Origin of the sequence: Candidatus Palauibacter sp. (genome assembly GCF_965197445.1) — a bacterium.
Taxonomy (GTDB): Bacteria; Gemmatimonadota; Gemmatimonadetes; order Palauibacterales; family Palauibacteraceae; genus Palauibacter.
Genome location: NZ_CBDANE010000003.1, coordinates 669,726 through 692,674, shown reverse-complemented (window position 1 = coordinate 692,674; position 22,949 = coordinate 669,726). Strand labels below are relative to the sequence as shown.

Here is a 22,949-nt window from a genome sequence, read left to right as displayed (position 1 = left end):
CCGATGCCCATGACGCAGCGCCACCTGGCGTTGGCTTCCGTTGTCGCGATGGTGCTGGCTCTGCCCGGTGGGGATGTCCAGGGGCAGGGGAGGGGCATCGAGGACCGGCAGCAGATGCGGGCCATCCGCGACACGGGAGGGACGCTGCGCCTGGACGGTCGCCTGGACGACGCGGTGTGGGCGGAGGCGGAGTTCGTGACCTCCTTCTGGCAGCGCGAGCCCGACGAGGGCGAGCCCGCCACGCGGCGCACCGAGGTCGCGTTCGTGTTCGACGACGAGGCGCTGTGGATCGGCGGCCGCATGTACACCGACGACCCCGCGAGCCTTCAGGCGTACCGCACCAGGCGCGACCGGAACACGGGTTCGGAGCGGCTTCTCGTATCTCTCGATCCGTACCTGAACCGCCGCACCGCCGTCTCGTTCGGGGTGAACGCCGCGGGCAGCCGCACGGACTGGTTTCATCCCGAAGACAACGTCTCCAACCGCGACTACACCTGGGATCCGGTATGGTCGGCCCGGGTGCAGCGGGATTCGCTCGGGTGGACGGCCGAGATGCGGATGCCGTTTTCCCAGCTGCGCTTCAACGGTGACGAGCCGGCCTGGGGGGTGAACATCAACCGCTACATGCCCGACATCCAGGAGAACCTCCTGTGGGAACTCGTGGTGCGGAGCGAGCCGGGGTGGTCCTCGAGGCTGGGTGACCTGACCGGACTCCAGGGGATGCGCGGGCGTCGCGGGCCCGAGTTCCTCCCCTACATCGCCGGGGACATGCGTACGCCGACGGGAGGTCCTTCGAGCGGGCTGGTTACGCACAGCGAGGCGCGCGTGGGGGCCGACCTCAAGCTCGGTCTGGGTTCGAGTCTGACGCTGGACGCGGCCGTGAACCCCGACTTCGGACAGGTCGAGGCGGATCCAGCCGTCGTGAACCTGACGGCGTTCGAGGAGGTGTTCGAGGAGCGCCGGCCGTTCTTCACGGAGGGCCGGCAGCTCATGGAGGGGCTGGGGCCGCGCTACTTCTATTCACGCCGCATCGGTGCCCCGCCGCACGGCCGCGCGCGGGCCGACAGCGTGGAGATGCCCGACCAGACGACGATCCTCGGGGCCGCGAAGGTGACGGGACGGATGCCCGGCGGGACCGCGGTGGGCGCCCTGTTCGCCGTCACGGGGCGGGAAGGGGCGCGGACGTTCGACTTCTCCGAAGGCGAGGCGCCGCTCCCCGGCGAGACGCCGACCCCGGGGCAGGCGATGGTGCCGGGCGAGACGTTGGTGCCGGTCGAACCGCTGAGCGCGTTCGGCGTGGCCCGGCTCGAGCAGGAACTCGGCGAGAGCGGTTCGACGGTCGGGTTGGCGGGGACCGCGCTCAGCCGCGAGGCGCAGCCCGGGCTCTCGGAACTGCTCGTGTGGCGCGCGGTCGCAGGGGGCGGGGACTGGAACCTCCGGTTCGGTGGCGGCGAATACGAATTCACCGGCCACGCCGGCTTCTCGAGCATCAGCGGCAGTCCCGAAGCGATCCTGCGGGTGCAGCGCTCCAGTGCCCGGTTCTTTCAGCGTCCGGACGCGAAGACCGCTCGACTCGACCCGTCGCGCACCTCCCTCTCCGGCTACACCGCCGCGCTCGCGATGGAGAAGACCGGCGGCCGGCGCTGGTTGTGGCGCGTGCGGGGCGACGCGATATCGCCGGGCTTCGAGATCAACGATGTGGGCCAGATGTTCAACGCGGACCGGCTCACGGCCGAGGCGGACGTCGCGATTCGCGAGACGCTGCCGACCGCCCTCGCGCGCTCCTGGCGGCTCGGGCTGACGTCGTCGAGCGCCTGGAACTTCAACCGCGTCCGTACCGAGACGATTCTGGGGGCCGAGGCCACGGCTACCTGGCACAACTACCTGCGCACGACGCTCGACTACGAGTACCAGCCCCGCACGCTGAGCGATCATCTCACGCGCGGCGGCCCCCTCATGGGGATGTTGGCGCGCTGGCGCGGCGGCCTCAGGATCGCGAACGACCGTTCGTTCCGGACGGGATTCAGTCTCACCGGAGCCTACGGGCAGGACGAGGTCGGGGGCTGGGCGTACGACGTGAGGGGCTCGCTCACCCTCCGTCCGGGGCCGGCGCTCCAGCTCCAGATCGAGCCCGGCTACCGTCGCGAAGTGGAGTCGAGGCAGTACCTCACGACGCTGGATGGAGGGCGCGTGGAGACGTTCGGCCGGCGTTACGTCTTCTCCGCCATTGAGCGCAGCACCGTCGCGGTGCGGGTCCGGGGCGGCTACGCGTTCACGCCCGACCTCACGCTCGAGGCGTACTTCGAACCCTTCGCGGCCAGCGGACGCCGCTACGGGCTCGGCGAACTCCTCGCGCCCCGCAGCCGCGACCTGCTCGTGTACGGCGAGCGGGGGTCGACGATCGACCGGGTCGCCGACGGCTCCTGGAGCGTGACCGAGGGCGGCGGCGCGTTCGCGCTCCCGGCCAGTGACTTCAACGTCCTTTCCCTCCGCAGCAACGTGGTCCTGCGCTGGGAACTGCAGCCGGGGAGCACGCTCTTCCTGGTGTGGCAGCAGGACCGCTCCGACATGCGCACCTCCGGCGAACTCGTCGACCCGGGCCGTCTCGTCGACAGCCTGCGCACGGGTGGCCAGCACGTCTTCCTGCTCAAGATCGCCTACTGGCTCCCGCTGTGACGCCCGCACTCGATCTGACCGACCGGGTCGCGCTGGTGACCGGCGGAACGAAGGGGATCGGCCGCTCGATCGCGGAGCATCTGCTCGAGGCGGGCGGGTCCGTCGCCCTCTGCGCGAGGACCGAATCCGAGGTTCAGGCGGTTGCGGCCGAACTCGGCGGCCGGGCGCTCGGGATCGCATGCGACGTGGCCGACCCCGCCGCCTGCGCGGGCATGGTCGAGCGGACGGTGGCTCACTTCGGGCGGCTCGACATCCTCGTGAACAACGCGGGGCTCGGCGTCTTCAAACCGCTGGCGGAGATGACCGTCGAGGAGTGGCAGCTCCAGATCGACGTGAACCTGGGCGGCGTCTTCTACTGCTCGAAGGCGGCGCTCCCACTACCTCGTCGCGAGCGGTGACGGGTTCATAGTGAACATCGCGTCTCTGGCCAGCCGGCACCCCTTCCGGGGAGGAACCGGGTACAACGCGAGCAAGTACGGGCTCCTCGGCCTCACCGAGGCGATGATGCTCGACGTGCGCTACGACGGCGTGCGCGCCAGCGTCGTGATGCCGGGGAGCGTGGACACGTACTTCGACGGCCGGGAGCAGGTGCCGGAGCGGACCTGGCGGCTGCACGTTGACGACTGCGCGGCGGCCGTCATGCAGCTCCTCTCCTATCCGCCGGAAGCCCACGTGAGCCGCATCGAACTCCGGCCTTCGCAACCGCCGCGGAACGCGTGAGCTCCGACGCCTGCCGGGACGAACTCGGCGCTCACGTCTCGGTGGCGGGCGGAGTACAGAACGCCCCCGGGCGGGCGGCGGAGATCGGTGCGGCGAACTTCCAGCTGTTCACGAAGCAGCCCAACCGTTGGGCCGAGCCGAAGATCGACGACGAAACCGCGGCGGCGTTCAGCGAAGCGCGCGCCGAGCACGGCGTGGCGATAGCCGGGGCCCACGACTCCTATCTCATCAACCTCTCGACCCCGGACCGGCGCCTGTGGCGGATGTCGCAACGCTGCTTCCAGGGCGAGCTTCAGCGCTGCACGGCCCTCGGTCTCGATTTCCTGGTCACGCATCCCGGCAACGCGACCGACGGCGACATCGAGGAGGGACTCAGGCGCAACGCCCGGGGCGTGACCGAATCATTGGAGGCCGTCGACGGCCCCACCCGCGTGCTGCTGGAGTTGACCGCCGGCGCCGGGACGACCGTGGGGGCGAGCTTCGAGAACCTCCGCAGCATCATCGATCAGATCCCTGTCTCCCAGCGCGACCGGGTGGGCATCTGCTTCGACACCTGCCACGGGTTCTCCGCCGGCTACGACCTCGTGGACGACTACGATGGCGTGTGGACCGCGTTCGACGCAGTCCTCGGACTGGACCTGCTCGGCCTCATCCACATGAACGATTCGAAGCACCCCTTCGCCTCGCGGAAGGACCGGCACGAGGAGATCGGGCGGGGAACCCTCGGCGAGGCCCCGTTCCGGCGGCTCATACTCGACCCTCGCCTGCGTCACGTCCCCAAGATCCTCGAGACCCCCAAGGGGGACGACGGCGCCGACGCCGACATCCGGAATCTGACCCTCCTCCGCAGCTTCCGCGAAAGGAGTCGCTGAACATGTCCGACCCCGTGAAGACCGAACGCCGAGGCCGCGTCCTCGAGGTAATCCTCGACCGGCCGCCGGCGAACGCGATCGACGTGGCGACGAGCGTCCGCATGGGAGAAGTGTTCTGCGACTTTCGGGACGACGACGATCTCTGGGTGGCGATCCTCACCGGGGGCGGCGAGCGCATCTTCTCGGCCGGCTGGGACCTAAAGGCCGCGGCCGGGGGCGAACACGAGCGGATGGACTACGGCGCGGGCGGCTTCGGCGGGATCACGGCACTGTGGGACCTCACGAAACCCGTGATCGCCGCGGTGAACGGCCTGGCGGTGGGGGGCGGGTGTGAACTGATGCTCGCTGCGGACCTCGTCGTGGCCAGCGAGAAGGCCGAGTTCTGGTTCCCCGAGACCCGCCTTGGAAACCTGGCCGACGCGGGAGCGGTGCAGCGCCTGCCGCGGAAGATCCCGCACAACGTCGCGATGGAGATGTTACTGACAGGGCGCCGGATGGGGGCCGCCGAGGCGCGCGACTGGGGGCTCGTGAACTGGGTCGTCCCGCCGGATCAGGTGCTCGCGAAGGCCCGTGAAGTCGCCGAGAAGCTGGCCCGCAGTGCCCCCCTCTCCCTGCGAGCCATCAAGGAAGTCGTCCACGGGATTGAAGGCCTGTCGGTCCGCGATGCCTTCCAGGCGATCTACGACGGCCGGTTCCCGGCCTACGAACGCATGCTCGTCTCGGAGGACCACGAGGAAGGCCCCCGAGCCTTCACAGAGAAGCGAGACCCGAACTTCAAGGGCCGGTAGCGGTCAACGTCCCACTGCCTGGTCCTGGTATAGCCGGAGGCCCTCCTCGAAGGTCGCGATAACTTCGGCTTTGTGAGCCGGGTCGTCCCAGCGGTCCATGGAGTGGAGGTCCTCGAGCGTCCGCTCGATCCAGCGCACGAAAAACGCCGCGTCCTCCTGCGACCGGACCGGCTCGCCATCGGCGATCACGAACACCGGGTTCGTGTGCGCGAACAGGTAGCTGTCCATGGCCCCGTGCTGCGGGGGGCCGAGAACCCGGGCCGCGACCCACCCGCTGCCGTCCATGCGCACGTCGATCTCCGCCTCGATCGACTTGCCGTCGCCCGTCGCCTCGACAGTGTGGATGATCTCGCCGTTTCGGATGATGTCGAGGCGTTCCATCTCGAACAGCGAGCGCGCCGTCACCGCGACCGTCACGCTCTCGCCCCCTGAGACCGCGAGTTCCTCGCCCATTCCCATCCCTTCTACATCGAGCGTGAGGATGGGTCCGCTCGTCACGAAGGCGTGGCCCGCGGCCATCGCGTCGGCCCACTCGTCGTAGTCGAGTTCCTCCTCCGCCGTGTAGACGTAGGACCGCGTCGTCCCGACGGCCGGGTGCCGCCACATGTCGGTCATCACATCCGTCCCCGCGGTAGCCGGGATCCGGGATCCGGTGTTGAGAAGACGATACCAGATTGCGGCCGTCCCCAGCTCGTCGCTCCAGATGCAGGAGACGTCCACAAAGTCGGCCAGCCCGAGGATCGCGTCGACGGGTAGCTCGCGCGCCCCGCCGGGCGCCGGGTCCGGCCCGCGGTGGCTGAGCCCGAACGGATGAACGTAGCCGCCGATGCCGCCCTGCTCGTGCACGCGCCGCAGCACCGCCGCGTTGTCGGGATACAGTTCGCGGTAGGCCGTCCCCTCGTAGCCGATGTAGAACGGCGTGATGAGCTGGACGAGGTTCAGCAGCGACATGTGGGCGAAGAAGTTCGGCCGGTACTCCTCGTTGTAGTAGACGATCGTCCGCGGGTCCGGATGCGGGTGCGGATGGCCGAGGAAATGCTCCAGATCCTCCACCCGACTGTTCGCCCAGTAATTGGCGATCATCCCGTTCGCCACGTTCAGGTCTTCAGCGAGGGCCTTGTTTCCGAGGTCCAGCGGGGTGACGAAATAGTGGCCGCCATAGTTCGGGTGAATGTGATTGTCTCCCGAATACCAGCCCTCCGCGGCCATGTCGATCCAGCGCTCCAGCCGCACCTCCACGCTGCTCCACTCGCCGGCGCGCACGTCGACGGTCCGGGTGACCGGCTCGTACTCGAAGCCGCGCCACACCTCGAGTTCCGCCGGGCCCACGGGCAGCGTGACCGAGAAGCTGCCGTCCGTGTGGAAGTAGTAGTCCTCGGGCCCGCTGAGGACACGCGGGAAGCTGCCATCGGGGAAGTAGCTGCGCCCGTCCGACGCCCTGGAGGTAGATCCGGGACGGGAGCCGTCCGCCCGTTCCCGTCGCTCACGCGCACCTGCACGCTGGCCCATCGGCTCCGACCACGCGTAGTCCTCGATCCGCACCGGGACCGGCTCGCCGCCGCCGCGGCCCGTCGTGTAGAGCCCGAACCCCATGCCGCCGTCGGTCGTCCGCTCCTCCCCCGCGCTGCCGCCGTTGCGGGCGTATACGAGGCGCTCCCCGTCGGGCGACCACGATGGGAAGTATTCGTCCGTGCGGGAGTGCGTGAGCCGCACCTGCTGGATCCCCGGGCTGGAGCGATCCTGGGACGGCGCCCGCCCGGTACGTCGGCACCTGATAGATGTCGTTGTTCCCGGAAGCGTCGGTGACGTACGCGACCGAACCGCCGTGCGGAGCCACGACGGGCGACGCCTGGTAGTTGGTCTCGATGCGGATGAGAAGCTCCGCCTCGCCGGTTCCCGCGCTCCAGCGCCACAGGGAGCCCGAGCCGAGCGCCGCCTCCCCGCGCTTGGAGACGAAGACGATGTCCCCGGTATCGCCGATCCAGTCGCCGGCCATGTCGTGCGCCCTTGGGTGGGCGATGACGGCCTCCAGCGCTCCCGCCCCGAGGTCGTACCCCCAGAGGTCGAACGTTCCGTCCCGTCCGGTCGTGAACAGGATCCTGGAACCGTCGGGAGAGAACCGCGGGCGCATGTCGATGGCGGGATCTTCCGTCAACCTTCGGGATTCGCCGCTCTCGATGTCGAGCAGGAAGATGTCGAGATTGAGGTCGACGTCGGCCGCGTAGGCGATGTGGCGGCCGTCCGAGGACCAGCTCGGCTGCGAGTGGTACCCGGCCCCGGACGTGAGCTGCCGGGCCACGCCCCCTTCGGCCGAAACCGCCCAGATCCGCCCCTGGTAGGCGAAGGCGATCGAGCCGCCATCGGGCGAGAACGCCGGATAGGTGGGAGACGCCGTGACCGGCGGCGGGAAGTAGCTCTCCATGTACATCTTCCCCGACCCGCCGATCCCGCTCATCGATGGATAGCCGCCGGGGAACGGGCCGGGATACCGATCCGCCTCCTGCCCCGCGAGCGGCGGGATAGCGAATCCACCGACGACGAGCAGAAGGAACCCAAACTGTCTTGGGAGTCGCAGCATCCGTGTCATTCTCGGCCTCCCGAGTCATCAAGCTTCGCGGTGTTGGCCTCGGATCGCCGACCGCGTACGGGCATGACCCGAGGCCATGTAGCGGATCGTACAGTGGTCGGCGGATACCATTGCCGCCAGACGCCGACCCGACCTTGACGCAGGTCGATTCCGTCAGCTAGACTAGGTGAAATAACTAGTTATGAGAGATGGTTATGATTGAAGTCGGAACTTTCGAAGCGAAAACGCACCTGTCTTCTCTTCTCAAGAGAGTGGCCGGCGGGGAAGAAGTGCTCATCACGAGGCGCGGCGTACCCGTCGCCCGGATCGTCTCGGCCCGCAAAGCCACGGGAGCCGAAGTCGATCGGGCGATTGAGGAATTGATCGCCCTCCGTGAGGGGGCGCGACTGGATGGCTTGAACTGGAAGGATCTGCGCGACGCCGGCCGACGATGAATCCGTTCGTTCTGGACTGCTCGGTCGCCGCCGCTTGGCTGTTCGAAGATGAGGCTGCGCCCGCCACCGATGCCCTCCTCCGTCGCCTGAGGCGGGACGGTGCTTACGTTCCCAGCCTCTGGCGGCTGGAGCTGGGGAATGTCCTCGCGCAGGCGGAACGGTCCAAACGCGCCGACACGACGCGAATCGCGCGCTGGATCGAGCGGTTGGAGAAGCTCCCGATCACTGTCGACCCGGAGACCGGCAGCCGCGCGTTCCGCGAAATCCTGGCACTGGCTCGGCAGGAGCGCCTGACGACGTACGATGCAGCCTATCTCGAACTCGCGATGAGAAAGGCGATCCCACTCGCGACCCTGGATCGCGCGTTATCTCGAGCGGCGCGGCGCCGGGGTGTCCCGACCCTGCCTCGAAAGGAACGGACCAAGCCATGAACGACGGACGAGGGCCGGAGTTCTACGGCGTCATTCTGCTCGGCATGGCCCTCATGGGATGTGGATCAGGCGATGTGTCGGGCCGGCCGGAGCCGTTCGACGTGCTCATCACCGGCGCGCGGATCGTGGACGGGGCGGGGAACCCGTGGGTGCGGGGCGACGTTGGTCTCCGGGGGGACCGGATCGCGGCGGTCGGCGACCTGGGCGGACACTCGGCGGCGCGCACGATCGACGCGGCGGACCGCGTAGTCACCCCCGGCTTCATCGACATGATGGGGCAGTCGAGCGTCGTCCTCGTCACCGATCCTCCGAGCGCCGAGAGCAAGCTGCGCCAGGGAATCACGACCTACCTCTCGGGCGAGGGTGGGTCGGCCGCGCCCCAGAGCGACGCCACCCAGCCCGAGGGCCCGGTCGTGAACGGCGAGGAACTGCGCTGGCGGACGTACGCCGAGTACTTCGCGCACATCGAGCGCATCGGCATCTCGATCAACGTCGTGCACGATGTCGGACTCACGCAGGTGCGGCGCGTGGTTCTGGGCGAGGAGGACGTGCAGCCGACGCCCGAGCAACTCGAGGAGATGAAGGCGCTCGTGCGGCAGGCGATGGAGGACGGCGCCGTCGGGACCTCGACGTCGCTCATCTATCCGCCCGCCGTGTACGCGACGACGGAAGAACTCGTCGAACTCACGCGCGTCGCCGGCGAGTACGGCGGCACGTACTTCACCCACATGCGGAACGAGTCGCACTCAGTGCTGGAAGCAATCCGCGAAGCGATCGAGATCGGCGTCCGCGCGGGGACCCCCGTCCACATCTACCACCTCAAGGCGGCGGGGCAGGAGAACTGGCCGCTGATGGCCGAAGCCCTCGCCCTCATCGATTCGGCGCGCGTGGCCGGGATCGACGTGACGGCGGACATCTATCCCTACATCCGCAACGGAATCGGCCTCGGCTCCTTCCTCCATCCACGACACTACGCGGGCGGCACGGCGCCCTTCCTGGAGACCCTTTCCGACCCCGCGGTGCGGGCCGAACTCCGCCGCGAGGTGGAGACCGCGGCGGACTGGGAGAACTGGTACCGCCACGTGGGGATGGACTGGGGCAAGGTCCTCATCGTCTCCGCCCCCGACGAAGTGGACGAGCGCGTGATCAACCTCTCGATCCACGAGGCGGCGGAAGTCCTGGGGACGGAACCATGGGACGCGTTCTTCGACCTCGTGCAGGCCGGCGGCGTGAGCGTGAACCCGCAGAGCATGAACGAAGAGCAGAAGTGGCAGGCGCTCCGGGCGGAGTTCGTGATGATCGACACCGATGCTTCGCCCACGAATCCGGCCACGACCGCGAGTGCGCATCCCAGGGCGTTCGGAGCCTTCCCGCGGGTGATCGCGAAGTACGTGCGGGAGGACGGGATCCTGAGTCTGGAGGATGCCGTACGCCGCATGACGTCGCTCGCCGCCCGCCGGCTGGATCTCGCCGACCGGGGCCTGATCGCGCCAGGGATGGCGGCGGACCTCGTGCTCTTCGACCCGGACGAGGTGCGGGACGTGGCCCGGTTCGGGGACGCGATGCGCTATGCCGAGGGGATGGACTATGTGTTCGTGAACGGCGTGGCGGTGATCGATGACGGCGCGCTGACGGAGGCGCAGCCCGGCAGGCTCCTGCGCCGGGAGACGGGAGGGACGCCGTAATGCCGAAGATCATGCCTTCGCGGGCCGTGGCCGTGCTGGCGGCGCTGCACCTCGCGGCCTGTGCTGCGCCCCCGCGCGAGATGGCGGGTCCTGTCCCGTTGAGTTGGAGAGCATGCGAAGGGAACTGGAGACCACTGACGCACGAGTTTTTCTTGGAGAGGGAACGCACGAATGGGTAGACTGACGCCTGAGGAGTGGGAGTGGCTATCCGAGGCAGTGTCTTCGCACGGTGCATCGTTGCTGGGCCAAAACGATGAATTGGAGAAGATCCGCATATCCATTCAGGATGACGAGGTCGAGGCGAATCGGCGAATCCGAAACGTAAGGCAGCGATTGCGTACGCTCCAGCGTCTGCATGCGCGCGTGGACGACCTGCTGACGGCTGCCGATGCAGACGAGGAACGTAGACACTTCAACCGGGCTTGTCGATTGATGGGACGCCATCCTCCATGATCGTAGCTCGGCTCACAACGCCAGCGGCAAGCTAACGTAGCTGGCGAGAAGTCGAGAGATCGCAGGCTCGGTCGGTGCCGTCCGCGCGGCTCCGGCCGGTCTGGCCGCCCCGGCACAAGACGCGACAGCGACAGCGGATACGCGCCGGTTCCGGTGCGCATCGCGGAAGCGCCGAAGTAGGCATCGGACCCCCATGTCGTTTGCGCCGCTCAGGTACGGCCGTAAGTCGGAGCGCCGAGGCGTCGTTGAACGCTCCCCGATGCTCGGTGCTGCCGCCGTGCTCCGCCCGAAGCGTTTCGGCTCGCACGCCAGCCAATCGGTGGGCGATCCGCCGTAAAGCACGGTTCGATCCGGAGCTCTAAGCCGCGGGTGAGGGCTAGCCCCGGGTTTGCCTCGGGTGCCATGCCCGGGCACTCGCGCCCTTGCGGCTGAGCGCCGAACCGGCACCGCCTACGCTGCAGTTTGCCGATGAGCCATTCGCCGGCGCTGTCGCTCCGCCGGACTCTTTGTCAGCGACTCCAGGCGGCCGCATCCGGAATCCCGCTGCTGATCAGAATATCTAGGCCCGGCTCGGGTGACAGTGCGGCTGCTGCGGCAGCTTGGGCGGCAACGGCGACGGGAGGAAGATCGCGCAGGATGCCGCGCACCTGCCCGGTCCCCGGATCGCGGAGGATGGCCATCGGGCGGTTGGTTTCCCTGTCCAGGGTCACGGACCCGGTCGGCCCGGCAAACGTTATGCTGGCAAGGGCGCCTGCCCACGCGTCCTGCACAGGCAGCGCGAAGGCAAAAGACGAACTCCCGTCGCCATCCGTCACTTCCGGTATGTCGAAGCTGAGTGAAAACAACTCGCGGCCTCCCTCGGCCCGTCCGGTGACCTCGTACTCGCCGCCGGAGTCGGGCAACGTGGCCGGGGCGTCGACCACGAAGGCAGGTTCCAGATACGGCGCCCCCTCGGGATCGACGCCTCCCCAGAGGAGGAGCGACGTGGCCGGGGACACCGGACCGGACACGCCCTCGCCGGCTAGGCGGAAGCGGTGTGCCTTGGTGAAGTGGTAATCGCTGATCCAGCTGCGCGATCCCCCGCAAGCCATCACATCGAGCGAACTCGGCGTCACCAGCCGGCCACCGCCCCGGAAGTCATACCCCCAGGCGCCGATGGCTCCGCCCCGGTAGGGATACCCCGGGTCTACGCCGCTCGCGCCAGGGCACGTACCGTGCCAGAGGCTCATGTTGTGACCCAATTCGTGTGCGATCACGCTGGCACGAGGCACCGAGAAGCTCACTCGTCCCGGCCGCGCAGCCAGACCTGCGGCCCCGCCGATAACTGGCCCGGACATCATGCCCTTGTAGTGGCCACGGCCTCCTTCAAGGGCCCGAATTGCCCATGTCTGAGCGAACAGCGTATGCACGTTGTTGCTCGAACTAAGGACCGGTTCGTGGGCCGTCACATCGAGACCTTCGACCGGCATAAGGATGTGAAGAAGCTCCAGCAGATCGTGACCTTCTGGATCGGCCGCCATGCCCGCCGTCTGTTCCAGAATCACCGAGTCGGGGTCCGTGTTCCACAGGAACGGAATGACAGTGAGATCGAAGAGCGGCATCTCCCCGACGTCGACTGGAATGCGGCCCGTCTCCGGGACGCGCTTCGCCACGCCCAGCCCGGCGTCGACGGTCCCCCCGGGGTCGATCTCGACGACCATCTCCAACCCCGGTCGTACGACCTCCCCCGGAATCATGTAATTAGCGGATTGTGACAGGGATCCCTCGTCAACGTCGGTCGGGATGGGGCCCGGCTTGGCACCGATGTCGGCGACGTGCGCCAGCGCGCCGTCCAGGTATAGCGAGGCGCGGACCTCCGGGATCGGTGAGTTGTTCGGGCGTGTCGCGGTGACGAACACGCGCAGCAGAGCCTCCTCGCCCGCGACGAGGGGAACCGGGAACTCCCGCGACTGGACGGCCTGGACGAGGTATGCCGTTTCGCCTTCGCAAAGAGCCACATACCGATTCTGTATGCTCTGCATCCACTCGATAAAGTCGGGGTCGGAAGGCGCGCACAGCATGGTGCCTCCCGTGGAGAATGTCTCCAGCGACCGCAGATTCGTCAGGCTGGCCGGGAGAGGTCCGGACATGGCAGCGTTTGAGGCCAGAACGAGTTCCACCAGATCTGCGAGACTGCCGAATTCGACTGGGATGGGGCCCGTCAGTTCGTTGTCGTTGAGGTACAGGGTGTTCAGGTTGGTAAGGCTGCCGAGTTCGGGCGGGCTCGCGCCCGAAAGATCGTTCGACGAGAGTTCCAGGTGTGCCAAGCTGGCGAGATTCCCTAGCTCCGACGGGATCGAACCCGACAAATTGTTCTCGGCGAGGTTCAGCCGTTCCAGGGATACCAGTTCACCCAGCTCCGACGGAATCGGGCCCGTCAGCTCATTCTTGCCGAGGAACAGAAACTCAAGGTTGGCAAGGCGGCCGAACTCCGCGGGGATCGACCCCGATAGCTCGTTCTCGGCGAGGTTCAGCCACTTCAGGGTTACCAAGGTCACCCAGCTCCGACGGGGATCGGGCCCGATCAGTTCATTATCATCAGAGGTACAGGCCGTTCAGGTTGGTAGAGGTTGCCGAGTTCTGGCGGGATCGAACCGGTGAGTTCGTTGTGCCTGAGATACAGGTATCGTCAGGTTGGCGAGGCTGCCGAGTTCGGCCGGGATGGAGCCGGTGAGTTGGTTGGACGAAAGGGCCAGGTACGGTCAGGTTGGAGAGGTTGCCGAGTTCGGTCGGGATCGGGCCAGTCAGCGTTGTTATCGGGAAGCCAGGAGTGTCCCAAGGTTGGAGAGGTTGCCGAGTTCGGTCGGGATCGAACCGGTCAGGTTGTTATTGCCAAGCACCAGTGTCCCAAGGTTGGAGAGGTTGCCGAGTTCGGTCGGGATGGGGCCGGTCAGGTTGTTATTGCCAAGCACCAGTGTCCCAAGGTTGGCGAGGCGGCTGATTTCCGGCGAGGATTGAACCGGACAACTCGTTCCCGTCAAGGCTACAGGGACGTTCGAGGTTGGCAAGGCTCGCCGAGTTCGGGTGAGCATCGGGCCCTTCGAATCGTTTCGTTCCGGAGGGCAAGCCTCAGCTGACGACGACGCGCCGAACGTTGTCCACCTCCACTCCGTACCACTGCGTCTAGCGGCTGCGTCCGTGAACCAGTTATCGTTGCTCGCGTCCAGTTCGGATCCGTCAGGTGGTCTTGGTAGACCGCCACCAGCGCCGCCCGATCCGGGTTCTCGACGGTGATTTCAGCTATCCCCCGGGCGTCTGAAGCCGTCGCCGTGATCGTCGCCGTCCCCTCAGCTACGCCCCGGACCAGTCCCGAGGCATCCACCGTCGACACCGACACATCGCTCGAAGACCAGGTGAACTCCGCACCTTCGACCAAGTGCCCGTTCTCGTCGAACGCTTCCGCGACGAGCCGAAGCGTGTCGCCCAGCGCGACCGTGTCCGCGGCCGGCGATACGGTCACGGAGCCCGCCGACTGCATGACCGTCACCGCCGCGCGCCCGGATGCCTCGCCCGCCATCGCTGTGACGCTGGTGGCGCCCATGCCCGCTGCCGTCACCAGCCCGGCGGCGTCGACGGTTGCCACTAGGGTGTCCCCGCTCGCCCAGACGACCGCCTCGTCCTCCATAACCCGTCCGGCTTGGTCGCGCACCTCGGCCACAAGCCGCGCCGTGTCCCCCAACGCCGTCATCTTGACGACAGTGTCCGGAGTGATGGCTACCGTCGTCGGCGCGGGTGTCACCACGGTGAGTTCCACGCGCCCGGTCACCCCCGACGAGGTGGCCGAGACTTCCGCTTCGCCAGCGTCCACCCCCGTCGCCAGTCCCGTCGGGTCCACGACCGTCACCGAGGTGTCGCTCGACGACCAGGTGAACGCCGCACCCGCCACCGCGTGGCCGTTCTCGTCGAACGCCTCCGCCGCCAGGCGCAGCGTGTCGCCCGCCACCAGCGTGTCGGCCGAGGGAGAGATGGCGACCTCCGTCACCTCCTGGGACACCGTCACCGTTGCGCTCCCCGACACGCTCCCCGCCGTCGCGGTGATGGTGGCAGTCCCGTTGCCCGCCGCCGTCACCAGCCCGGATCCGCCGACCGTCGCGATCGAGGTGGCGTTGCTTGTCCACGTCACACCGGCCCCCGCCATCACCTGCCCGTTCTGGTCGCGGACTTCCGCCGTGAGCTGCACGGTGGCGTCCAAGGCGGTGAGCGGGTGGGTCGCGGGCGTGACCGTGACGGTCGTCGGCCGCGGGGGATCGGGGGTCGGGGTCGGAGGTTCCGTGGTCGCGTCGCCGCAGGCGTACGCCCAAAGGGTGGCCGACAGCGTCGCCGCCACAAAGATGGGGAGTCGATAGCCGTTCATGTACCCATCCCCCACCGCACCGGAAGCGAGGCTTCCGTACAACTTGTCCACGGAACCGTTAGGTCGGTCCAAGAGGTGTGCAAAAAAAAGGGAAGGCAACGTACCTTTCAGCTGACCAGTATCAGCGCATCCGGGGAAGACCCGGAGACCGGAGAAAGGACGTCGCCTCATAGGCAACGATACGCCGGGGAGGTACGGTGGGCCAACGAGTCGGTGGCGTCGTGGGCGGCGATGCTGAAGGATCTGAAGGCGCGGGGGCTGGGAACCCCGAAGCTGTTGCTGGCCGCCGGGAACCTCGGGATCTGGGGCGCGGCGCGGGAGGTGTGTCCGGAGGAGGCCGAGCAGCGGTGCTGGGACCGCAAGTTGTCCAGAGAGAGCAGGCCGAAGCTAGGATGTTGCTGCGGGCGGTGGCGTACGCGCCGTCGCGGGCCGAGGCGCTGGCCGCGCGCAAGGCGTTCGGGAACCGCTACGGGGATACGCGGCCGAACGCCGCGGCCGTGCTCGAGGACGACTGGGGGCGGATGGTAGCCTTCCCCGAGCCGCACTCGCGGCACCTGAGGACGACCAACATCGACGGTTTGGAGCAGTTGGCCGAGCTATGGGAGCTGCTCGGCCGACCGGGTCAACGCCGACAGGTCAGGGCCACAGCCAGCCGAAGCCGCCGCCAGGCTCCTGCGCCGGGAGACGGGAGGGCCCCACGATGACCAAACTCAGGCCTACCTGCGTGGGCGTCGCGCTGGCGGCGCTGTACCTCGCGGCCTGCGCCGCGCCCCCGGGCGAGATGGCGGATCTCGTCCTCGTCGACGGGGAGATCCTGACGCTGGGATCGCCGGGCGTCGTGGAGGCGCTGGCGGTCGGCGGCGGTCGCGTGCTCGCGGCGGGGACCTCGGAGGAGATCCGCGCGCTGGCCGGGCCGGATACGCGCGTCGTCGAACTCGGCGGCCGTACGGTGATCCCGGGGCTCACCGACAACCACTATCACGGCATCGGGGGTGGTCCCGGCGTCGATCTCACGGGTGCGCGCTCCATCGCCGACGTGGTCGACGCGATCGCCGCTTTCGCGCTGGAAACGGGCCCCGGGGAGCTGATCGTGACCAACCGCGACTGGCACGAGGGGCAACTCGCGGAGCACCGGTTGCCGTACCGCGACGATCTGGACCGGGCGGCCCCGGGGCAGCCGATCGTCGTCGTCCGCGGCGGTCACGAATACGTGCTGAACAGCGCGGCGCTCGCCCGCTGGGGCATCGACGAGTCGACGGCGGAGGTGCCGGGCGGCCGGATCGGCCGCTATCCGGACGGGCGGCTGAACGGCGAACTCGTCGACCGGGCCAAGGATCTCGTGTCGCTGCCGGAAGCCGCGCCGCCCGACTCCGGAGGCGTGCTCGACGAATTGGCCGAGGAGTACGCCGCGCTCAACGCCCGGGGTCTGACCAGCATCCGGTACCCGGGCGGCCCCCCCAGCCAGTACCGGGCCATCGAACGGCTCAAGGACCAGGGCCGGCTCACGCTCCGAGTGAACTACGTGCTCCGCGCCCCGCGCGGCGCCGGCGCCCAGCCCCTCTCCGACGCGCTCGCGTCGTGGCCCGCCGTGAGCGAGGGCGACGGCTGGCTCCGTGTAGGCGGCGTGAAGCTCGGCGTGGACGGCGGGTTCGAGGGCGGCCTCATGCGCGAACCGTACGAGGAACCGTGGGGCGAGGGCGGCACCTTCCACGGCCTCCAGACCGTCCCGACCGACCGCTACATCGAGACCGTCCGCGAGCTCCACCGGCAGGGGTGGCGGGTGGCGACGCACGCGGTGGGGGACGCCGCCATCGACCTCGTCCTCGACGGCTACGAGGCCGCGAACGCCGACGAGCCGATCGACGGCCTGCGCTGGGTGATCGAGCACGGGTTCATCCCGCGCGAGGACCACTTCCCGCGCATGCGGGCGCTCGGGCTCTCCGTGACGGCGCAGAACCACCTCTACGTCGCCGCGCCGAGCCTCGTGAAGTACTGGGGCGAGGATCGCGCCGCCTGGACCACGCCGGTGCGCGCCTACCTCGACGCCGGGATCCCGGTCTCGCTGGGGACCGATTCCCCCGTCGTCCCATGGGACCCGTGGTGGATGCTCCACCACTTCACGACGCGTGGCACGATCAGCGCCGGCGTGCTGGACGAGTCCCAGGGCATCACCCGCGAGGAGGCGCTGCGCGCCGCGACGTACGGGTACGCGTACCTGACCTTCGAGGAGGCGGAGAAGGGGACCCTCGAGGTCGGGATGGCCGCCGATCTCGTGGTGACGTCGGACCATTTTCTGGAGTGTGAGGACCCATGCCTCGAGTCCATGGAGGTCGATCTCACCGTCGTGAGCGGCCGGATCGTGTACGAGCGGTGAGGGGCCGCGTCCGGCGGGCGTCTCTGCTCGCGGTGGCCGGAGTCTTCGTCGCCGGCGCGGCCGGCCCCGCTCCGGGACGGCCGGTGGGAGCGGTGCACGGCAGCGACGCCCGCTACGTCGTGGAACTCGAGTGGCCGCGCGAACACATCGCGCGCACGCTCGGGGTCGCGCGGTCGGAACTGCTCATGTACGGCCGCGGGAACCCATTCCAGACCCGCGACATCGGCGGCCATAGCTGCGTCGTCGGCCCCCTGTTCGCGCTGGACATCGAGGACGAGTTCGCGTTCGACATCGATGAGCCGGTCGATCTCGTGATCACCTACGCGCCGGAGTTCACCGGTACGTTCAACGTGGGATTCAACGACAACGGCGGGGACGGCATCGGTGCGTCGGAACCGATCGAGCCGGAGTCGGACGCGACGCTCGCCACCGCCCGGGTCACGCTCGACCGCGCCCGCTTCGCCGCGCACGGGATCCGCGACACGGATCTCGCCCTCGGCGGATCCGACGGCATCGCTCTCTGCGACATCGAAGTCGTGCGCAGCCACGCCACCCCGGTCCCCGCGGGATTCGGTACGCTGCGTCTAACGGTGGAAGACGCGGCGACCGGGCGCGCAGTCCCCGCCCGCCTCGGCCTCTACGACGCGACCGGCCGGGCCCCGCTCCCGTCCGAGCGCTCCGTCCTCGTGCACCGGTTCGCGGACGAGGTCCGACTCCTGTGGGTGAACCCGCGCACCTGGTGGCCGTCCGAACACCGCCTCGCCTTCTACGTGGACGGGGACTACGAGGCCCGGCTGCCGGTCGGGAGCTACGAGTTCGTCGCGACGCGGGGCCCCGAATACCGCGGCTACCAGCGTACCGTCGAGGTCCGCGCGGACGAGACGACGGATCTCACCGTCTCCCTCGAGCGCTACGCGGACCTGCCCGCGGAGGGCTGGTATTCCGGCGACTCCCACGTCCACATCGCGCGTGACCATACGGAGGATGACGCCGTATGGGCGCAGATCGCCGCCGAGGACATCCACGTCGCGAACCTGCTGGAGATGGGGAACATCGCCGTCACCCACTTCAAGCAGCCGGCCTGGGGCGAGGCGGGACAGTACGTGCGCGAAGGCCACGCGCTCGTGTCCGGGCAGGAGGACCCGCGCACCGTGCAGCGGGGGCACACGATCCATCACAACCTGCAGCGTCCCATCCGCCAGGATCCGGAGTCCTACTTCCTCTATCACCGGGTGTTCGAGGAATCGCGCGCGCAGGGCGGGATCTCCGGCTACGCGCACATGGGCCAGCTGTTCAACGGGGAGCGGGGGCTGGCGCTGGACGTGCCCTTCGACCTCGTCGACTTCATCGAGGTGCTGCAGGGCGGGCGCCTGTACGACGACATCTGGTACAGCTTCCTCAATCTGGGCTTCAACGTCCGCCCCATCGCCGGCGCGGATTACCCGTACTTCGGACCCACGCTCCCGGGCGTCGAACGCACCTACGTGAAGCTGGACGGGCCGTTCGCCCCGAACGAGTGGTACAACGCCTACCGCCGCGGCCACACGTACGTGAGCAACGGACCATTCCTCGAGTTCCGCGTGAACGGCCGCGAGATGGGTTCAGAGCTTCGCGTCGGGCGAGGGGCGAGCCTGGAGATCGTGGCAGAAGCTTCCCTCAATCCCGATATCGATCGCCTGAACCGGCTGGAACTCGTCGTCCACGGCGAGGTCGTCGCGACGGAAGCCGCGGCCGGCAGCGACCGCATACGACTCGAGACCCGGATCGAGGCCGGCGAGAGCCTGTGGGTCGCCGTCCGAGCCTTCGGCGACCGCGACGGAGAGCGCGACATGACCGTCGCCCACAGCGCCCCGGTGTTCGTCGTCGTCGAGGACGAGCCGTGGTGGAACCTCGAAGCCGTGCCCGAACTCGTCGCCCGTCACCGGGCAAAGCTGCAGGAACTCCTCACGGAGCCGATTCAGCCTGCCGGCGACCTCGAATACTGGGAGACGACCCGGCTTCTCGAGCAGGAATGGGAGCAGCAGCGCCTCCGCCTCGAACCGCGCGTGCGGGAGGCGGACGCCCTCTACCGCGCGCTCTGCTCGACCGCGCCCGCGCCGCAAGGGCGGCGACCTCGTCATGAGCGGCTGACGCCGATCTCCCGCTCGAAGCGGTCCTCGAGGAACGCCGCCATGCCCTCCCGGACGCCCGCCGCTTCGGCGTGGGCAGGCCAGTCGCCCAGCGCCTCCAGCACCTGCTCGATGATGCGTCTTCCGGCCGCGGGCACGTCGAACATTCGTCCGACCTGCAGCAGATCCGCCCGCGTGATGTCGTAGAAGCGGCCGTTCACCGAGAGCTGGTGCTGCCGCGTCCACGCGTCGCTCTCCGCGTAGGTCACGTCGTAGGCGGGCGCGAGACGCCAGCGGCCTTCGCGATCCATGAGGAACGCGAAGTTCTTGACGTGGTCGTCGAAGTTGACGGTCGCCACGCTGAACACCAGGCGGCGGAACGCCTCGTTCACCGAGGGCTGCCCCAGCCCGAGGGCCCGGATCGCGTCGAACCAGCCCTCGTAGCTGAACACGAACTGGTCGTTGAAATCGATGTGCTGGAGACCCCCGAGACTGTGCAGGTGGAGTCGCTCGAAGACTGTACCTCCGCCCACATCCGCGGCCGGCGTGGAGGCGCGGTCGAAGCGTCGCGTCATGAAGTGAGCCAGATCGCCGTCGCGGAGCAGGTGGGTCTCCGCCATATCGATGCCGGCATCCCGCGCCAGACGGGAATACGCGAATTCGATGCGGCCCCACGGACCGGAGCGGCGGGCGGCGCGCATGCCCAACCCCGACGCGTCGCGGCTGGCGCCATCGAACTTGATGAGCCACAACTCCTCCCCGGGCCGTGGGTGGGCGAACCCCGAGCGCACACGTCGCGTCGCGCGATCCCAGAGAATCAGCGCCTTGGGCCGGGCGCCCCCCGCGCTTCCTCCCACCTGCATCATCTCCGGCACCGCAACAGAGACATCGCCCTCGATGACGCGCCGCGCCTGCTCGACGAGCGCCCGGACTTCGAGAGCCTCTTCCGTCCCGGGGCCGCGGTCGTGCGGGGGAAGGAACTCGAGGGCACCCATCGCGCGATCTCCGATGTAGAGCAGCCGCTGGAGCGGCGACCGCGCGTCCCGGGGGCGCCCCCGCTCTTCGAAATAGCGGCGGATCACGGCGTTGCCGAACCGGTCCGGCAGCGCGTCGGCGAACACGCCGGGTAGTCCGAGGAAGGCGGGCTTGCGGGCGAGTTCCGGGAAGGAAACCGGTCCGGGACGCGCCAGCGGCAGGTGGATCGGCGAGATCTCAAGTCCCGAGTCCCGGAACCCGCGGTCGTACTCGAACGTGATCCGCCCGCCCTCCGACTCGAGGAGAAGACCCACGTCGCGTCCCCACAGCCGCACGCGGACCGTCGTGTATCCGTTCACGGCAGCCGCTCCGGGGGCGGGGTCCGTCTCGACGCGCGTTGGCGCGGCTTTCCTCTCAGCTGCTCGATCTCATAGGGAGAAGGTTCGGGAGGAGGGATCAAGGCCTCGAACGCCTGGAGCCGGCCCAGACCGCGCATGACCCGCACCAGCGTGTCGGTGCCCACGCTATGCCCGGCCTCCACCCGGTCGATGGTGCGCGCACCCACCCCGGCGCGGGCGGCGAGATCCTTCACGCGGAGGTTCTGCCGTAGTCTCAGCGTCTTCAGCCGTGCGCCCAGTTCCCGCAACACGTCCGGCGTCCGGCTCGTGGGGACGATCGTTCCCATGTCCCGGTTCTCCCGTCCAGTTCCCTCGAAGCTGGGCCTGCGCAACCTGCGGAGCCTGCCCGAACGAATGGAACGTAGGTACGAGAGATGGTCATGTCCAGACCGCCATATATGGCGCGAAATCACGTTTCCAAGCAGTTACGCGCCTTAACCGGCGTGTTGACAACAAGTGGGCAAGTGGTCGCATGTCCTCACACACTGAACCGGAGACACCCGAGTCGAGGAGTGGTGCGCCACCACCATGGTGGGACGCGTCCGCCACGGCGCTCAGTCAGCCGCCATGCGCTCATCCCGGTCCTCGGCATACCTTGGCGACAGGCAAGGATGACCCAGCCCGTCAGAAGGAGGACCGCATGCGCCGCCCCGCTCTCCTCGCACTCTGCCTCGCCGTCCTCGCGCCGACCGTCTGGAGCGAGGCGCAGGCGCAGACCCGTTCGCCCATCGATTCCGACACCCGCTGGACGCTGGCCGCGGTGGGCGACGTGATCATGAACCGCCGCACGGCGCCGTTCGATCACCCCGGCGATCCGGGCTTCCACGAACTCGCCAACATCATCCGCGCGACCGATGCCGCCTTCCTGAACCTCGAGCAGTCGGTCTTCCGTCTGCAGGAGTTCACCGGCTGGCCCGCGGCCGAGAACGGCGGCAACTACGAGGTGGGCTCGCCCGAGACGCTGAAGGACCTCGTCGACATGGGGTTCAATCTCTTCAACCGGGCCAACAACCACACGACGGACTACGGCGTCGAAGGCATGCGGCTCACCAACCGGCTGATGGACGAGTGGGGACTCATCCACTCGGGCACGGGCGAGAACCTGGGCTGGGCCAGCCGTCCCGGGTATCTGGAGACGGCCAAGGGGCGGATCGCGCTGATCGGGATGGCGTCTACCCACACGCCGATGTCGCGCGCGGGGAGGACCGGGCCCACCGTGCAGGGACGCCCGGGGCTGAACCCGCTGCGGCTGAGTACCCGCTACGAGGGATCGCCGGAGACCATGGCCGCGCTGCGGGACGTGGCCCGCAGGCAGGGCGCGAACGTGTCGGCAAACGAGGGCGCGCCGGTGCGCGTGTTCGGCTCCACCGTGTTCCCGGGCGACCAGGACCGTTCCGTCGTGTCCCTGAACGACGTGGACCGTGAACGGGTCCTCCACGAAGTGCGCAACGCGACCGACCAGGCCGACTACGTCGTCGTCAACAGCCACTCGCACGAGCCCGGCAACGCCTTCATGACGGCGCCGCCGTGGATGGAGGAGTTCGCGCGGCAGACGATCGATGCGGGCGCGAATACGTTCATCATCCACGGACCGCACCAGCTGCGCGGGGTCGAGATCTACAAGGGCCGGCCGATCTTCTACTCCCTGGCCAACTTCATCTTCCAGAACGAGACGATCGACCCCATGCCGTCCGACCAGCGCGACCGCTACGGGATCCCGCTCGACCGGCTCGCGTCGGAGATCTACGACACGCGCTTCCAGGTGGACGAGGACGGGAACCCCACGACGGGATTTCCCACCGGGGCCGAGTGGTACGAGAGCGTGGTTCCGGTGGCGACCTTCGAGGGCGACGAGGTGGTCGAGATCGTGTTCTACCCCATCGAACTCGAATGGAAGGCGCCTCGGGGCCGGCGAGGCACCCCGCGCATCGCGCCGGAGGAGCTGGACCGCAAGATCATCGAGCACCTCGCCGAGCTGTCACGTCCCTACGGCACCGAGATCCGCTACGAGAACGGCGTCGGGATCTGGCGGCGCTAGCTCCCGCAGGTGGGACG

Annotated in this window: 18 protein-coding genes and 2 pseudogenes; 12 read left to right on the top strand and 8 right to left on the bottom strand. The window is 68.4% G+C overall.

Annotated elements, in window-relative coordinates; genetic code table 11:
- The first annotated feature begins 3 nt into the window (after positions 1 to 3).
- Genes ACN9M6_RS03770 through ACN9M6_RS03750 form a run of 5 tightly spaced genes read left to right on the top strand, consistent with a single transcriptional unit; the run spans position 4 to position 5,056 of the window.
- A complete protein-coding gene (locus tag ACN9M6_RS03770) occupies positions 4 to 2,676 on the top strand; it encodes a DUF5916 domain-containing protein (protein WP_419161568.1) in 2,673 nt (890 codons plus the stop codon).
- Positions 2,673 to 3,074 carry an SDR family NAD(P)-dependent oxidoreductase gene (locus ACN9M6_RS03765; protein WP_419161567.1) on the top strand — a complete coding sequence of 134 codons (402 nt, stop codon included), beginning with the start codon at positions 2,673 to 2,675 and terminating at the stop codon, positions 3,072 to 3,074. The genes ACN9M6_RS03770 and ACN9M6_RS03765 overlap by 4 nt, the downstream gene beginning before the upstream one ends.
- A gap of 10 nt (positions 3,075 to 3,084) precedes the next feature.
- Positions 3,085 to 3,396: an SDR family NAD(P)-dependent oxidoreductase gene (locus ACN9M6_RS03760; protein ID WP_419161566.1), complete on the top strand. Its 312-nt coding sequence runs from the start codon at positions 3,085 to 3,087 to the stop codon at positions 3,394 to 3,396.
- Positions 3,393 to 4,268 (top strand): deoxyribonuclease IV, encoded by an 876-nt coding sequence (locus ACN9M6_RS03755; protein ID WP_419161565.1) that lies wholly within the window; start codon positions 3,393 to 3,395, stop codon positions 4,266 to 4,268. The genes ACN9M6_RS03760 and ACN9M6_RS03755 overlap by 4 nt, the downstream gene beginning before the upstream one ends.
- 2 nt (positions 4,269 to 4,270) lie before the next feature.
- Positions 4,271 to 5,056 carry an enoyl-CoA hydratase-related protein gene (locus ACN9M6_RS03750; protein ID WP_419161564.1) on the top strand — a complete coding sequence of 262 codons (786 nt, stop codon included), beginning with the start codon at positions 4,271 to 4,273 and terminating at the stop codon, positions 5,054 to 5,056.
- A 3-nt stretch (positions 5,057 to 5,059) separates the two neighbouring features.
- Here the strand turns inward: ACN9M6_RS03750 and ACN9M6_RS03745 are convergent, their stop codons facing one another.
- A complete protein-coding gene (locus tag ACN9M6_RS03745; RefSeq protein WP_419161563.1) occupies positions 5,060 to 6,649 on the bottom strand; it encodes a CehA/McbA family metallohydrolase in 1,590 nt (529 codons plus the stop codon).
- Positions 6,540 to 7,643 (bottom strand): hypothetical protein, encoded by a 1,104-nt coding sequence (locus ACN9M6_RS03740; RefSeq protein WP_419161562.1) that lies wholly within the window; start codon positions 7,641 to 7,643, stop codon positions 6,540 to 6,542. Before ACN9M6_RS03740 ends, ACN9M6_RS03745 begins: the two co-directional genes overlap by 110 nt.
- A gap of 194 nt (positions 7,644 to 7,837) precedes the next feature.
- On the opposite strand from ACN9M6_RS03740, the gene ACN9M6_RS03735 reads away from it, so the two are divergent.
- From ACN9M6_RS03735 to ACN9M6_RS03725, 3 genes are read left to right on the top strand one after another with little or no spacing between them, the layout of a single operon-like run.
- Positions 7,838 to 8,077, top strand: coding sequence for a type II toxin-antitoxin system Phd/YefM family antitoxin (locus ACN9M6_RS03735; protein WP_419161561.1), 240 nt, complete (start codon positions 7,838 to 7,840; stop codon positions 8,075 to 8,077).
- The gene (locus tag ACN9M6_RS03730) at positions 8,074 to 8,508 is read left to right on the top strand and encodes a type II toxin-antitoxin system VapC family toxin (RefSeq protein WP_419161560.1); all 435 of its coding nucleotides are present in this window, start codon (positions 8,074 to 8,076) and stop codon (positions 8,506 to 8,508) included. The genes ACN9M6_RS03735 and ACN9M6_RS03730 overlap by 4 nt, the downstream gene beginning before the upstream one ends.
- Positions 8,505 to 10,193 carry an N-acyl-D-amino-acid deacylase family protein gene (locus tag ACN9M6_RS03725; protein WP_419161559.1) on the top strand — a complete coding sequence of 563 codons (1,689 nt, stop codon included), beginning with the start codon at positions 8,505 to 8,507 and terminating at the stop codon, positions 10,191 to 10,193. The genes ACN9M6_RS03730 and ACN9M6_RS03725 overlap by 4 nt, the downstream gene beginning before the upstream one ends.
- 962 nt (positions 10,194 to 11,155) lie before the next feature.
- On the opposite strand, the gene ACN9M6_RS03720 is transcribed toward ACN9M6_RS03725, so the two are convergent.
- From ACN9M6_RS03720 to ACN9M6_RS03705, 4 genes and pseudogenes are all read right to left on the bottom strand, one after another.
- On the bottom strand, positions 11,156 to 13,183 hold the full coding sequence (locus ACN9M6_RS03720) for a hypothetical protein (protein WP_419161558.1): 2,028 nt from the start codon (positions 13,181 to 13,183) through the stop codon (positions 11,156 to 11,158).
- Positions 13,184 to 13,209: 26 nt separating this feature from the next.
- Positions 13,210 to 13,311, bottom strand: a pseudogene (locus ACN9M6_RS03715) (hypothetical protein); the annotation flags it as partial.
- Between the two features lie 127 nt (positions 13,312 to 13,438).
- Complete coding sequence (locus tag ACN9M6_RS03710; RefSeq protein WP_419161557.1) at positions 13,439 to 13,717, bottom strand: hypothetical protein; 279 nt, start codon at positions 13,715 to 13,717, stop codon at positions 13,439 to 13,441.
- Entirely contained in the window at positions 13,669 to 15,039 is a 1,371-nt protein-coding gene (locus ACN9M6_RS03705; protein WP_419161556.1) for an Ig-like domain-containing protein, read from the bottom strand. Before ACN9M6_RS03705 ends, ACN9M6_RS03710 begins: the two co-directional genes overlap by 49 nt.
- Positions 15,040 to 15,431: 392 nt before the next feature.
- Here ACN9M6_RS03705 and ACN9M6_RS03700 point away from each other — a divergent pair, with 392 nt between their 5' ends.
- The 3 genes and pseudogenes from ACN9M6_RS03700 to ACN9M6_RS03690 all read left to right on the top strand — a co-directional run.
- A complete protein-coding gene (locus ACN9M6_RS03700; RefSeq protein ID WP_419161555.1) occupies positions 15,432 to 15,743 on the top strand; it encodes a hypothetical protein in 312 nt (103 codons plus the stop codon).
- Positions 15,740 to 17,413, top strand: coding sequence for an amidohydrolase (locus ACN9M6_RS03695; RefSeq protein ID WP_419161554.1), 1,674 nt, complete (start codon positions 15,740 to 15,742; stop codon positions 17,411 to 17,413). The genes ACN9M6_RS03700 and ACN9M6_RS03695 overlap by 4 nt, the downstream gene beginning before the upstream one ends.
- Positions 17,350 to 19,263 (top strand): annotated as a pseudogene (locus ACN9M6_RS03690) (CehA/McbA family metallohydrolase); the annotation flags it as partial. The gene ACN9M6_RS03695 and the pseudogene ACN9M6_RS03690, both read left to right, overlap by 64 nt.
- 266 nt (positions 19,264 to 19,529) lie before the next feature.
- On the opposite strand, the gene ACN9M6_RS03685 reads toward ACN9M6_RS03690, so the two are convergent.
- Both ACN9M6_RS03685 and ACN9M6_RS03680 read right to left on the bottom strand, forming a co-directional pair.
- Complete coding sequence (locus ACN9M6_RS03685) at positions 19,530 to 20,855, bottom strand: type II toxin-antitoxin system HipA family toxin (protein ID WP_419161553.1); 1,326 nt, start codon at positions 20,853 to 20,855, stop codon at positions 19,530 to 19,532.
- On the bottom strand, positions 20,852 to 21,181 hold the full coding sequence (locus tag ACN9M6_RS03680; RefSeq protein WP_419161552.1) for a helix-turn-helix domain-containing protein: 330 nt from the start codon (positions 21,179 to 21,181) through the stop codon (positions 20,852 to 20,854). Before ACN9M6_RS03680 ends, ACN9M6_RS03685 begins: the two co-directional genes overlap by 4 nt.
- 353 nt (positions 21,182 to 21,534) lie before the next feature.
- Here ACN9M6_RS03680 and ACN9M6_RS03675 point away from each other — a divergent pair, with 353 nt between their 5' ends.
- Positions 21,535 to 22,932 carry a CapA family protein gene (locus ACN9M6_RS03675; RefSeq protein ID WP_419161551.1) on the top strand — a complete coding sequence of 466 codons (1,398 nt, stop codon included), beginning with the start codon at positions 21,535 to 21,537 and terminating at the stop codon, positions 22,930 to 22,932.
- Positions 22,933 to 22,949: the final 17 nt, after the last annotated feature.